Source organism: Empedobacter tilapiae (genome assembly GCF_004785645.1).
Taxonomy (GTDB): domain Bacteria; phylum Bacteroidota; class Bacteroidia; order Flavobacteriales; family Weeksellaceae; genus Empedobacter; species Empedobacter tilapiae.
Map to the genome: position 1 here is coordinate 154,454 of NZ_SRPE01000005.1, position 14,552 is coordinate 169,005.

Sequence of the window (14,552 nt, forward strand, 5' to 3'; positions counted from 1 at the left end):
GTTAAAATTTTGGTCTTAAATTTGATTTAATCAAAACATTAAAAACTTATATAAAAAAAGATGAAAAAATATACAGGTTACTTATTAGTTGGATTAGTAAGTTCTATGACAACTATGGGAGGTTTTTATTTAATGAATGATAATGGAAATAATCCATTTATTACAAATGCAAGTAATCAAAAAAACGGAGACTTTGAGTTTGTAGATTATAAAGGAAATTATGGTTACGATGCTCCGAATTTTGTACAAGCTTCTAACAAAGCTGTGCATACGGTTGTAAGTATTAAAAATTACTCAAATCAAAGACAGCAACAAAGACAGCAAATGTTTGATCCGTTTGATTTCTTTTTTGGGCAACCTGAACAACAACAAAGAAGACAACAACAGCAACCTGATCAAGATCAACCATCAGGAATGGGATCTGGTGTAATTATTTCGCAAGATGGTTACATCGTTACAAATAATCATGTGATACAAGGAGCTTCTAAAATTGAAGTGACATTGAATAATCAAAAAAGTTATACAGCGGAACTAGTTGGTACAGATCCAAGTACAGATATAGCATTACTAAAAATTACTGAGAAAGGGTTACCTTTTACGAAGTTTGTAGATTCTGATGCAATTAACGTTGGAGATTGGGTGTTAGCAGTTGGTAATCCATTTGGATTAACTTCTACTGTAACAGCAGGTATTGTTTCGGCAAAAGGTCGTAGCATTAATATTTTAGGTAAAAACTCTGAATCACCAATCGAATCGTTTATTCAAACAGATGCAGCAATTAATCCAGGGAATTCTGGTGGTGCTTTGGTAAATGCTAACGGAGATCTAATTGGTATTAATACTGCTATTTCTTCTCCTACAGGAGCTTATTCTGGTTATGGGTTTGCTGTTCCTGCTAACTTGGTAAAAAAAGTGGTTGAAGATATTAAATCGTACGGAATTGTACAACGTGGTTATTTAGGTATCAAAGGTTTTGATTTATCGAATGAAGATGCTGTAAAACAATACAACAAACAGTTCAAGAAAAATATTAAAACAGATAATGGAGTAATGGTGACTGAACTAGTTGCGAAAGGTTCTGCTATTGATTCTGGAATTGAAGAAGGAGATATCATTACAGCTGTAGATGGCAAACAAATAACATCTTTCTCTACATTATCTTTCATGGTTGGAAGTAAACGCCCAGGAGATAAAGTAGCACTTACTGTAAAACGAGGAAATACTGAAAAAACGTATACAATTACATTGAAAGATGCTAAAGGAAGTACAAAAGTAAGAAGTAAAGCTGATTTAACTCCAACAGAAGTTTTAGGTGCAGAATTTGAACCATTAACAGAGCGTCAAAAAGACAGTTTCGGTATTAATTATGGTGTAATGGTAAAACATCTTGATAATTCAGGAAAATTAGCAGCTGCAGGTGTTCAAGAAGAATTTATCATTTTATCTATTAATGATAAAAATGTAAGTTCTCAAGATGATATTGAAAAAATATTAAAAAATTATAAAGGCCGTGTATCAATCAAATTTGCAGATTACTACGGACGAATCTATACAAAAGGATTTACGATGGATTAAAATTTTGAGTCGATTTTAAGTTTTAACAATCATTATAAATAGCTATAACAAATTACGTTATAGCTATTTATTTTTGTAATAATTATATTTAATAAAAAATTAAACCTTATGAATCTTAAAAAAATTATTATTGTACTTTCTCTATTTATTGCTCCTATTACATATGCTCAAGATAACTTTATAGGAGGAACTATTAGCTATTCTAATCAATCTGGTAATTTTGGTAAAACAGGTTTATTTGTTCTTTTTGGATTAGGAAATAATTTGATTTCTTATAAATTAGATGCAAATGCAAATATGGCTTATATGCGAGATAATTTCCACGTTATACCAGAAATCGGAATTACTGGTTATATTGCAGCAAGAGAATTACTATACATTTTTCCTTTTATCGAAACTGAATTTACACCTTATACAATTACTCCAAAAGCTGGTATTTCATTAGCTTCTTTTGTAGATTTTGGTTTTGGCTATGGTTTTAAGATTAATGAAAAAGATAGTTTTAAACCTATCAAAGGTTTTCAATTTTCAATTGGAGTAAATATACCTTTCAATTTGAAATAAAATCATTAATAATAGTGATTAAACTATCTTTTACAGATTTTACATTTGTTTAAAACTATCCTTATGAAGTTTAGACTATCAATTTCTTATCTCGCTTTACTAATCTGCGTATTCTCTTTCGCACAATCAAGACAACAAAAAGGACAAGAGTTTTTATATGGGCCAACAATAGGGTATTCTAATCAAGCTGGAAGTTTTGGAAAAATAGGAGTTTTTGGATTACTGTCAATTGGAGAATTAGATTTTCTAAAATTAGATATTAATGCTAATATTACAGCTATGCAAGGAAAAAAAAGTGTTATTCCTGAAGTTGGACTAACTTATTACAAATTTCCTCAACGCTTAGGAGGTATAGGCTTATTTGCAGAAACTGAATTCACACCTTATACATTTACCCCAAAAGGAGGAATTAGTTTTTTCACCTTTTTTGATATCGGATTCGGCTATGGAATAGAAATAAAACAAAAAACAAATTTCAAAACTATCGATGGTTTTCAGTTTAGTATTGGATTAAATCTTCCATTAAATTTCAACATCTATTAATTATTCATTAATTTTATCGCATGAAAAAGATCATCGCAATCCTTGTTTTAATCTGTAGTTTTCAAGTGAAAGCGCAACAAAACCTTACTGATTATTTTACAATTAATGTTGGTTATGAATATTGGAATGGAAATTTTGGTAAGATAGGAACAGATTTATTTCTAGTGCAAAACAATAATAATATCTTGACCTTTAGCGCCAATGCAAACTTGGGTTATATGAAAGATAAATTTCGTGTAATACCAGAGGTTGGAGCTGGATATATGTTTAATTTTCGCAATAATTCAGGCGATCCGTATAGCTCAAATTTCAATTCAGCTTTTTATGTTATTCGAGCCGAAGTTTCACCTTGGACAATTACTCCAAAAGCTGGTATTGCTGTATTAAGTATTGTTGAGTTAAATGCTGGTTATTCTTTTGAGTTCAGAGAAAATAAAGATTTTAAAGATATGAGTGGTTTTCGTGCAGGATTAATTATTCATTTACCTACTCAACTTTTTTAGCATTTCGGATACTTTTACGTAACTCTTTTAAACGGATATACAAATCTGAAGTAGAAGCATTCTCTTCTATTGCATTAAATATAGAAACTCCTTTATCTATATAAAAGAAGATGATAGCCTCATGATCTGCAACTTTAAAAGCATTTGTAATTCCATTTATTTTATTTTCAACCCAAGATAATTTACAGGTTTGTAAATCAAAAACATGATCTTCATTTCCTAAAATATCCTTGAAAATTAATTGTTCTCCTTGCACATATAAAACTCCACTACCTTGAAAAGATTTCATTTTCAAAAATCTTCCTTGAGGACGACCAATATTATAACGTACTACTGCTTTTAAATCTACATTGCTTGGTAAACTCTTAAGTGTATGTATTTCATTTTTTTCTCTGACTTTAGCATCAGATACAGCAATAATAAAGAATATCGAAACAAATATTCCAAAAATTAAAAAAATAATTAAGATTGATACAAGCGCTGCCATATTTTTATAAATATTAGAGTAAAGTTATAAAAAAGGTTGAATAATCGTCGACTTTATTATAATTTTTTACTTCCATGTCAGTCTATATTATTACTATTCTAGAATACAGCATTTTACTCAATTATATTTTTATTAAATATGATAAACTTATAATTTTTAAAGAAAAAAGGCTCTAATTAATTAAAGCCTTTTTTCAAAATTAGTGTTAATTATTAGAAAATAACAATTTTAGCTGTATTTGACTTTCCTAATTTATCAATTGTTTTGATGATATAAATTCCTTTATTCCATCCATTTGTAAAAATAGTTTTAACCGTATTTCCATTAGAAATTAATTTCCCATCTATACTATACACTTGATATGTTTGATAATCATAATCTATTCGAATTTCTTTGATATTGTTTAGATATTTGATTGATTGATTATTCTTTGTTACATCATTCACTGCTAGAGTTTCTAAAGGCAATTTATAAAACTCAGTTAAATATGATGTTGCACTATAATCTGATCCATAATACGTATATATACGATCAATTTTCCCTTTTCTATTTGACAAGTAGCCAGATCCTGTAACATTTCCTTTTTCTGTACGACCTCCAAACAAAGCTACCAAATTATTCTCATCTTGTGCAATTGCATATGTATTGGCTACTTTGTTATTTATTTTATCTTGATATGCATAAATATATTCTATTTTATCATCAGAATTTATGATATAAGGATTTAAAGTTGCAGATGTCAAGAATGGCGAAAAATTTTCTGTTTTATTAGAAATTGGTAATCTAATTTTCTTAACTTCTTTTCCTTTTGGATCATAATGCTTTACAATTCCGTATGCATTTTCTCCTTCTAATTCACCAAAATTTAATCCAAATAAATAATTGTATGAATTATCATTGGTAATACGATTAAAATTTAAAGACAATAAATCTTCATTATGTAAAGCCGAGAAATCATAAACCAAATCAAATTCTGGTAAATTATAAATTTTGATATTCGAAATTCCTTCTTTACCTCCAACAAGCATTGCTACTTGATCTTTCTGATTAGGTAATTCTTGTAAAGTAACTCCTATCTCTGCGCCTGCATTTACAATCTCTTCCTCTAATTTTTTTATTATAACACCATCTTCATTAACAACATAATAATTATACCACTCACTATCTAAGATCATATTATAAAAATATGTTCCATAAAGAAACTCTATTTTACTATCTGTATTAAAAGTAGTTTGTGTAATATCGTATTTATCATCATTATAAAACATCCCATAAGTTACCATTGGAATTGTATATGGATTCTCTTGATCAAATCCAATTACAGGTAATTTATATGTTTTTTCGATAGTAAATGTATCGTAGTTAATGAAATCCATAGCATATTTTGCTTTTTCATTAAACTCCATTGTATTATTATCTACTAATCTTTCTGTGTAATGATTGAAAACAATATAATCTTTTCCGTTTAAATTTTTATGAACAATTGGGATACCTGCAAAATAATTAACCAAATCAGCATTTATCGTAACCTGTTTGTTATTAGCTGAATTATTTAAATCGATTTTATTTAAAAAATATTCTGCATTAGTATCTCCGTAAGTAAATATGTTTGTTTTCCCTTTAGAATCAACAATAATCTCTGCTCCAGCAGATTCAACTTTCGAAATAATTTCTCCTGTTTCGCTTACAAACCAAATTGCGTGTTTTTGAAAATCAGGACCTTGTCCTCCTTCAAAATAATGCACATAAATTGGAATAATTAATTTATTATTGTTATCTAATACTTTAGAAGAAAAATTACTTACAACTTGTACCCTATTCGCTGTTTCAGGAATATCTATCTTAAATTGCTTATCAATTTTTAAATCATCTGTATACAATGTGAACGCAAAATATGCACCTGCTTTGAATTTATATTCTGCTCCGAAGAATAGTGTTTCACCATTATCTACATTATTTGCATATCCCCAACCTTGTATGTCAATAGTAGCAAAAGGTTTCAAATCATCTGCTGATTTATTAAATGAACTTCCTGCTGTAGATTCTAAAGCTTCCGAAGGAGAGCTAAACATTTTAGCTTTATTATATGAAACAAGGTCAAATTTTTTATTTAGTTTGTCCTCATTATTATTAGAAACTCTCTCAATAAGATTTTTTGAGCTTTTATCAAAAATAGTTTGAGCATAAGTTGAACTTATTCCAAAAAGTGTAGCTAAAAGTATAAAAGTTTTTTTCATATGATGTGTTATTTTTATCAAATGAAAAAAACTTTTGTTACAAATAAAATTTATATAAGTTTAATAACAATGAATTTTACTTAAATTCATTAACCGCAAAAACAAACATAAAACATTGTTTTACATTTAATTAAATTTCAACATTTAAGAAACTTATATTAATTTCCTTTTTTATATTTTATATAAATTTTCCGAAAAAATAAAATTAATAATATAAAAATTAATGAAATTGGCATCCATAATTTTGTTAATTTCATAACTAGATTCTCATCTTTGTGTAATAAATAATCCAAACTTTTTTCCTGAGTTTTCAAAAACTTTTTCTCTAATGGAATATTTGTTTTATTTACAAGATCTGTATATCTCTTATAAGCTTCAAAGTCTTTTAATTCATAATAATTTTGAGCTAATAATTTATATATAAGGTTACTAACTTGTAATGATTCTGAGGACTGAAGATTCTTTAAAACATCATTCAATAATTTATTCGAGTTTTTATAATCTTTTTCATATTGGTAAACTCTAGCTAAGCTAATTTTAGCCGATTGATCATATTCTTCTAATTTATTTCTATTGATAACTTCCATCGCTTCATTTAAGTAAATTTTAGCAGAATCTAGAATGTTTTTATCAATCAAACAATTTGATTTTTCGATATAAACAAGAGCCAAGTTATTCAAAATTGATTGATTACTTTCTGAATTTTTATATTCTTTGATAGCTTTATTATAATATTTTAATGCAAAATCGCAATCCAAATCATCTTTATAACCATTTCCTTTTATTGCATAGATATTACCCAAATACATCGCTTTTTTTTCATCAGGAAATGTATTTGATGAAATTAACTTCACAGATTGATCTAGATATTCTCTTGATTGTGTATTAAATCCATAACCTTGAAATAATTCGCCTAATCTGCCCAAGATACGAGCTTCATTAAAAACATCTTTTTCCTTCTTTACATAATCATATGTTTCATATGCATATTTAAGCGCATTGTAACTATCATCTAATGACGTATAAGCATTTGTCTTTATTAATCTTGCCGTTATTTGATCATTTTTATCAGTCGATTTTTTGATAATTCTATCTGCAATTTCAATTGCTTTCTTAGGATTAAAATAAACATAATCATAAGCTATTCTAGTACTATCTACTTTCTGCGCAAATAAAACTTGAATAGTGGATAATAATAAAAAACAGAATAATCTAATCTTCATTTTCAGTCATTTTTTTGATAAAAACAGAAGGTGTTGTTCCAGTAACTAATTTGAAAAAAGTCGTAAAACTACTTTGAGATGCAAAACCACTCAATGTAGCTAGATGACTAACTTTATATAAACGGAACTTTTTATCTTCTTTTAAACATTTTATAATATACTCTATCCGCAATTCATTTATATAATTATTAAAGCTTTTTTGTTTTACATTATTTAAAATAGAAGATAAGTATTTTACATTTGTATCAAGTTCTTTTGCGAGTGTAGTTATAGTAATATTCTGATTTAAAAAACCTTTATTTTTCTCGAAAGTTTCCAATTTTATTAAAATTTCATTTTCTACTTTATCCGAAATCAAATTAGTCTTGATTGTATTTACTTTCTTTTTATAAAAGATAAGACACACAATAAATCCAAGAAGAATTACACTAAATATGATAGATAAAGTTTGAATATTTTTATCTTCTTTATCTATTCTTAGCTTATTTTGTTCTAATAATTTATTAACAAGATGATTACGAGCGCTCCTTTTTTCTACATTCAATCTCTCATTAAGAGAAGTTAATTGTGAATTATAGTCGGCAAATTTTTCAAGAGAATTAGTTGTCAAATAATATGTTTTGAGCCTTTTTAAGAATATAAATCGCTCTACATCATTCGTTGTCTTGTTCAAACTATCTATAACAACATTAGCATTAAGTTCTGACTGAATCTGATTTTTTGTATTTGAATAAACAGAAAGATCTTTACGTAAGTCTAAAAACTTATGGTGAATACTATTCAGCCACTTTTCGTCTTTAGATTTCACTTTTTTATATAATTTTTCAGAATAATCCTTAAACCCTAAATAACTAGCTAGATCAGAACCAATTATATAATATTTATCTTTAATTTCTGTATTATCTAATTCTTCTACTTCTGACTGAATTCCAAAGTAAATATCCAATGCTTCAATGTCTTTGGAAACAAAAACTTTGATTTTGATCAAATCAAGTTCATAATTTATCTTTTGCTCAGGATTTTTTGCATTATTAATAAGGTATTCATAAATCTTAATGCTTTTCCCATTGTCTTTTCTAATTTGCTGAATAGCTTCTTGATAAAAAGTATTATTTTCATCAACACTTTGCGAAAAACAAAAGATCGAAAAAGAAAATACCAACAAAAAAAAACATTCGAATTTCATTATAACTAAGCTTAGTTGTAAAAATAAAAAAACTCTGATTACATCAGAGTTTTTAGAATATATAATTTATATTTTTTAACGATTTCACATTATATTGGGGTATTCATATCAAATGCCTCAAGATATTCGGCAACACGTTTTACAAACATTCCTCCTAACGCACCATCAACAACACGATGATCGTATGCATGAGATAAGTACATTTTGTGACGAATTGCTATCATATCTCCTTGCGGAGTTTCGATAACTGCAGGTTTTTTCACGATTGCCCCAACAGCCAAAATAGCCACTTGTGGTTGAGGAATAATTGGTGTTCCCAAAGTATTTCCGAAAGAACCAATATTTGTAATCGTATACGTTCCTCCTTGAATTTCTACTGGTTTCAATTTATTGTTACGTGCACGATTTGCTAAATCATTAACTTGAGAAGCTAAACCTGCTAAATTAAATTGATCTGCATTTTTTATTACAGGAACAATTAAATTTCCACTTGGTAAAGCTGCCGCCATTCCAATATTTATATTTTTCTTTTTGATGATTTTATCTCCATCAACAGAAACATTAATCATTGGGAAATCTTGAATTGCTTTTGCAACAGCTTCAATGAAAATCGGCATGAAGGTAATTTTCTCACCATGCTTCTTTTGAAACTCATTTTTATTTTTATCTCTCCACAACACAATATTCGTCATATCAACTTCTACGAAAGATGTTACGTGAGGAGCTATTTGTTTTGCTTGTAGCATATTTTGCGCAATAATTTTACGCATTCTATCCATTTCGATAATTTCATCACCTTCACCAACAGAAATTGGCGCAGATTGTACTTGTGGTGCTTGAGGTTGAGCAACTGTTGCAGCAACAGAAGTCGTAGCAACTGTTTTCGCTGGTTGATTACCTCTATTTTTAACGAAATTTAAAATATCATCTTTCGTTACACGTCCGTCTTTTCCAGAACCTAAAATTTGATCTAACTCAGCCTGAGAAATACCTTCTTCTTTCGCAATAGATTTTACTAAAGGAGAATAAAATTTATCATCAGACGAAGTAATAATCGTTTCAGTTTTGATTGTTGCAACTTCAGCCTCGATAGATTTTGCAGCATCAGCAATTTCCTGATCGCTATTTGTATCTACTTCTTCTGCCGAATCAGCTTGTTCTACAACTCCATCAACAGACAAAATTGCGATAGGCTCACCTACTTTTGCAATTCCATCTACCGGAACTAAGATTTCTTTTAAAACTCCCGCTACTGGCGAAGGAACATCAGAATCTACTTTATCAGTTGCGATTTCTACAACCGATTCATCTTCAGCAATTGAATCACCAATATTCTTGATCCAATTTGTTACAGTAGCTTCCATTACACCTTCTCCCATAGAAGGTAGAATTAATTTATAGTCAGACATTCTTGTGTTATTTGCTAAATACAAATCTAAACATTTTTTCGATTCAAAAAAATACTGTAAACAAGTTTAATCTATTTTAATTTTATCATATTAATAATATTAATTAAATATATTACGAATATCATAACACACTAAGAGTTTCTAAAGTTAATATTATCAATTTAATAGTTTTAGCCAATAAAAAAATCCCCCAATATAAGATTGAGGGACTTTTGAAATATTAAGAATGATTCTTAAGCTTCGTAAGTTGCAGTACCGTTGTTTACTTGAGGTTCTTTGATTTCACCAAAGTTTTTCTCGAAGTTTGTTACGTTTTCTGCTAACGATTGAGATAATTGTTTTGCTTGTAATGGAGACAAAATAATTCTTGATTTTACTGATGGTCTAGCACCTGGTAAAAATTGAACGAAATCTACAACGAACTCAGATGGTGAGTGGTTGATGATTGCTCCTGTAGCATAAACACCTTGAGCTACTAATTCGTTTAACTCAATGTTTAATCCTTCGTTTTGTTGATTTTCTGACATTATAATTCTTGTTTTGCGTTTATTAATTCCTCGTATTCACGGTTAGATCCTACGATGATGTTTTGATACTCTTTTAATCCAGTTCCAGCAGGAATTAAGTGTCCAACAATTACATTTTCTTTTAATCCTACTAAACCATCTACTTTACCAGCTACAGCTGCTTCGTTAAGAACTTTTGTAGTTTCCTGGAACGATGCCGCAGACATGAAAGATTTAGTTTGTAAAGACGCTCTTGTAATACCTTGTAAAACTGCTTCTGCCGTTGCAGGTAAAGCCTCACGAGCTGTTACTAAGTTTTTGTCTTCACGTTTTAATTTAGAGTTTTCGTCACGTAATTCGCGAACTGTGATGATTTGTCCTGCACTTAATGTGTCAGAATCACCAGCATCTTCTACGACTTTCATTCCGAATAAACGATCGTTTTCTTGCATGAAATCGTCTTTGTGCTCTAAACTATCTTCTAAGAATCTTGAATCTCCTGAGTCTACAATACGAACTTTACGTAACATTTGACGTACGATAATTTCGAAGTGTTTGTCATCAATTTTTACCCCTTGTAAACGGTATACATCCTGAATCTCGTTTACTAAGTATTCTTGAACCGCTGTTGGTCCTAAGATTCTTAAAATATCTTCTGGTGTAATTGCTCCATCTGATAAAGGCTCACCTGCACGTACAAAGTCATTTTCTTGAACTAAGATTTGTGCTGATAATTTAACTAAATAACGACGGATTTCACCATTTTTAGATTCAACGATGATTTCGCGGTTACCACGTTTTATTTTACCGAAAGATACAACTCCATCCATTTCACAAACAACTGATGGATTAGATGGATTACGAGCCTCTAACAACTCTGTAATACGAGGTAAACCTCCTGTAATATCGCCAGATTTAGCTGACTTACGAGGAATCTTAACTAAGATTTTACCTGCATTAATTTTTTCACCATCATTTACCATTAAGTGTGCACCTACTGGTAAGTTGTATGTTTTTTCTTCACCATCAATCGTGATAACTCTTAACGCTGGAACTAATTTTTTATTACGTGATTCAGAAATAACTTTTTCTTGGAATCCTGTTTGCTCATCAATTTCAATTTGATAAGTTACCCCTTGCTCTAATTGTTCGTATTCGATTTTACCAGTAGATTCCGCAATGATTACCCCATTATAAGGATCCCAACTTGCAATCTCTTGACCTTTTTGAACTTTAGCTCCATTTTTAACAGATAAAATAGTACCGTAAGCAATGTTAGTTTGTTGACGAACGTTTCCTAATTCATCAATTACTTTCATCTCTGTAGAACGAGAAACAACTGTATCTACTTTGTTACCTGCATCATCTGTCGATTCAACTGTACGTAAGTCATCAAACTCAACTGTACCGTCAACTTTAGCATTAACTGTATTTTGCTCAGAAACGTTACCCGCAGTACCCCCAACGTGGAAAGTACGTAATGTTAACTGTGTACCAGGCTCACCAATAGATTGTGCAGCAACTACACCAACTGATTCACCTTTCTGAACACCTTTACCTGTAGCTAAGTTACGTCCGTAACATTTAGCACAAATTCCAGTTTTCGCTTCACATGTTAATGGAGAACGAACTTCTACATTTTCGATACCTGCAGCTTCTAAAGCTTCACCTATATCTTCTGTGATAATGTTACCAGCTGCAATGATTAACTCACCATTATCTGGGTTGTAAATATCATTTAATGAAGTACGACCTAATACGCGAGAAGATAAACTTTCAATAATTTCTTCTTTTTTCTTAAGTGCAGATACTTCTAAACCTCTTAATGTACCACAATCTTCGTGCATTACGATAACGTCTTGTGCAACGTCAACTAAACGACGAGTCAAGTATCCAGCATCGGCAGTTTTTAAGGCAGTATCGGCAAGACCTTTACGCGCACCGTGCGAAGAAATAAAGTACTCTAAGATAGACAGACCTTCACGGAAGTTAGAGATAATTGGGTTTTCGATGATATCCCCACCAGTAGAACCAGCTTTTTGAGGTTTAGCCATCAATCCACGCATACCTGATAACTGACGAATTTGCTCTTTAGATCCACGCGCTCCAGAATCAAGCATCATGAATACAGAGTTAAATCCTTGTTGATCTTCTGTCATACGTTTCATTACAATTTCTGTTAATGTTGCGTTTGTTGTTGTCCAAACATCAATAACTTGGTTGTAACGTTCGTTATTTGTAATAAGACCCATATTATAGTTCATCTTAATGTTCTCAACTTGGTTGATTGCACCTGAGATAAGGTCTTTCTTTTGTTCCGGGATTAAGATATCTCCTAATGAGAATGATAAACCACCCTCGAAGGCATTACGGTATCCTAATTGTTTCATATCATCTAAGAAAGCAGCCGTTGTAGGGAAATCTGTAATCTTGATGATTTTATTAATAATTGTACGTAACGATTTTTTCGTTAATACTTCATTAATATAACCTACTTGTTTCGGAACGATTTGATTAAATAACACACGTCCTACTGAAGTTTCGATTAATTGATTTTCTACTAACTCCTCTCCTACACGAATTGTTCCTTTTACACGAATTGGTGCGTTTAAGTCAACAGCTCCTTCGTTGTATGCAATTTGAACTTCTTCGTCTGAATAGAAAGTTAATCCTTCACCTTTTACTGTAAATTGGTGGTCTGTACGACGAATTTTCGTCATATAGTAAAGACCTAAAACCATATCCTGAGAAGGTACAGTAATTGGAGAACCATTAGCAGGATTCAAAATATTTTGAGAAGCCAACATTAATAATTGTGCTTCTAAAACAGCTTCTGGTCCTAATGGTAAGTGAACGGCCATCTGGTCACCATCGAAATCGGCATTGAAGGCAGTACACACTAATGGATGTAAACGAATTGCTTTACCTTCAATTAATTTCGGTTGGAATGCTTGGATACCTAAACGGTGTAACGTAGGGGCACGGTTTAATAAAACTGGGTGACCTTTGATTACATTTTCTAAAATATCCCAAACAACTGGTTCTTTTCTATCGATAATTTTCTTAGCCGATTTAACTGTTTTCACAATTCCACGTTCGATTAATTTACGAACTACGAATGGTTTGTATAACTCAGCTGCCATATCTTTTGGTAAACCACATTCGTGTAATTTAAGTGTTGGTCCAACAACAATTACAGAACGAGCAGAATAATCCACACGTTTACCTAATAAGTTTTGACGGAAACGACCTTGTTTACCTTTTAATGAATCAGATAATGATTTTAATGGACGGTTACCATCTGCTTTAACAGCTGATGCTTTACGCGTGTTATCGAATAATGAATCAACCGCTTCTTGTAACATACGTTTTTCATTACGTAAGATTACTTCTGGCGCTTTGATTTCCATTAATCGTTTCAAACGATTATTACGGATAATTACACGACGATATAAATCATTTAAATCTGATGTTGCAAAACGACCACCATCTAATGGAACTAATGGACGTAATTCTGGTGGAATAACCGGAATAACGCGCATTACCATCCATTCTGGACGGTTTACGTGGTGCATATTTGACTCACGTAACGACTCAACAACTTGTAAACGTTTTAACGCTTCTGTACGACGTTGTTTAGAAGTTTCGTTATGTGCTTTGTGTCTTAATTCGTAAGATAACTCATCTAAATTGATACGAGATAATAAGTCTTCTAATGCTTCAGCACCCATTTTCGCAACGAATTTATTAGGATCTGTATCTTCTAGGTATTGATTCTCGATTGGAAGAGTTTCTAAAATATCTAAATACTCTTCTTCTGATAAGAAATCTAATCTATTTAACTCTTCACCTTCTGGTCCTTTTGCGATACCTGCTTGAATCACTACATATCTTTCGTAGTAAATTACCATGTCTAATTTCTTAGATGGTAATCCTAAGATGTAACCAATTTTGTTTGGTAATGAACGGAAATACCAAATATGTGCAATTGGCACAACAAGATTGATGTGTCCAATACGCTCACGACGAACTTTCTTTTCAGTAACTTCAACCCCACAACGATCACAAACGATACCTTTATAACGGATTCTTTTATATTTTCCGCAGGCACATTCATAATCTTTTACAGGTCCAAAGATACGCTCACAGAATAACCCGTCACGCTCTGGTTTGTGCGTTCTATAGTTAATCGTTTCAGGTTTTAAAACTTCACCTTTAGATTCTTGAAGAATCGATTCTGGAGAAGCTAACCCAATACGAATTTTTGAGAATTGACTTGTTTTATTTTTTGTTGACATATAGAAATGTATCTAACAATT

The 14,552-nt window shown here is 30.7% G+C and carries 11 protein-coding genes; 4 read left to right on the plus strand and 7 right to left on the minus strand.

Annotation, left to right across the window (positions count from 1 at the left end; all coding sequences use genetic code 11):
• The first annotated feature begins 60 nt into the window (after positions 1-60).
• The 4 genes from E4J94_RS08215 (at position 61) to E4J94_RS08230 (ending at position 3,185) form a co-directional block, all read left to right on the plus strand.
• Positions 61-1,575 (plus strand): Do family serine endopeptidase, encoded by a 1,515-nt coding sequence (locus tag E4J94_RS08215; RefSeq protein WP_135835348.1) that lies wholly within the window; start codon positions 61-63, stop codon positions 1,573-1,575.
• A 108-nt stretch (positions 1,576-1,683) separates the two neighbouring features.
• Entirely contained in the window at positions 1,684-2,139 is a 456-nt protein-coding gene (locus E4J94_RS08220; protein ID WP_135835349.1) for a hypothetical protein, read from the plus strand.
• A gap of 63 nt (positions 2,140-2,202) precedes the next feature.
• Entirely contained in the window at positions 2,203-2,682 is a 480-nt protein-coding gene (locus E4J94_RS08225) for a hypothetical protein (RefSeq protein ID WP_135835350.1), read from the plus strand.
• 20 nt (positions 2,683-2,702) lie between these two features.
• Positions 2,703-3,185, plus strand: a complete 483-nt coding sequence (locus E4J94_RS08230) for a hypothetical protein (protein WP_135835351.1) — start codon at positions 2,703-2,705, stop codon at positions 3,183-3,185.
• On the opposite strand, the gene E4J94_RS08235 is transcribed toward E4J94_RS08230, so the two are convergent.
• The 7 genes from E4J94_RS08235 to rpoC all read right to left on the minus strand — a co-directional run bounded on the left by E4J94_RS08235 (position 3,169) and on the right by rpoC (position 14,531).
• Positions 3,169-3,672 carry a hypothetical protein gene (locus E4J94_RS08235; protein ID WP_135835352.1) on the minus strand — a complete coding sequence of 168 codons (504 nt, stop codon included), beginning with the start codon at positions 3,670-3,672 and terminating at the stop codon, positions 3,169-3,171. The genes E4J94_RS08230 and E4J94_RS08235 overlap by 17 nt on opposite strands.
• Before the next feature lie 212 nt (positions 3,673-3,884).
• Positions 3,885-5,909, minus strand: a complete 2,025-nt coding sequence (locus E4J94_RS08240) for a T9SS type A sorting domain-containing protein (protein ID WP_135835353.1) — start codon at positions 5,907-5,909, stop codon at positions 3,885-3,887.
• A gap of 158 nt (positions 5,910-6,067) precedes the next feature.
• The gene (locus E4J94_RS08245) at positions 6,068-7,132 is read right to left on the minus strand and encodes a tetratricopeptide repeat protein (RefSeq protein WP_135835354.1); all 1,065 of its coding nucleotides are present in this window, start codon (positions 7,130-7,132) and stop codon (positions 6,068-6,070) included.
• Positions 7,122-8,318, minus strand: a complete 1,197-nt coding sequence (locus tag E4J94_RS08250; protein WP_135835355.1) for a helix-turn-helix domain-containing protein — start codon at positions 8,316-8,318, stop codon at positions 7,122-7,124. The genes E4J94_RS08245 and E4J94_RS08250 overlap by 11 nt, the downstream gene beginning before the upstream one ends.
• Positions 8,319-8,407: 89 nt before the next feature.
• Complete coding sequence (locus tag E4J94_RS08255; RefSeq protein WP_135835356.1) at positions 8,408-9,727, minus strand: dihydrolipoamide acetyltransferase family protein; 1,320 nt, start codon at positions 9,725-9,727, stop codon at positions 8,408-8,410.
• Positions 9,728-9,960: 233 nt separating this feature from the next.
• Positions 9,961-10,254: a DUF3467 domain-containing protein gene (locus E4J94_RS08260; protein ID WP_019974304.1), complete on the minus strand. Its 294-nt coding sequence runs from the start codon at positions 10,252-10,254 to the stop codon at positions 9,961-9,963.
• On the minus strand, positions 10,254-14,531 hold the full coding sequence (rpoC, locus tag E4J94_RS08265) for a DNA-directed RNA polymerase subunit beta' (protein ID WP_135835358.1): 4,278 nt from the start codon (positions 14,529-14,531) through the stop codon (positions 10,254-10,256). Before rpoC ends, E4J94_RS08260 begins: the two co-directional genes overlap by 1 nt.
• Positions 14,532-14,552: the final 21 nt, after the last annotated feature.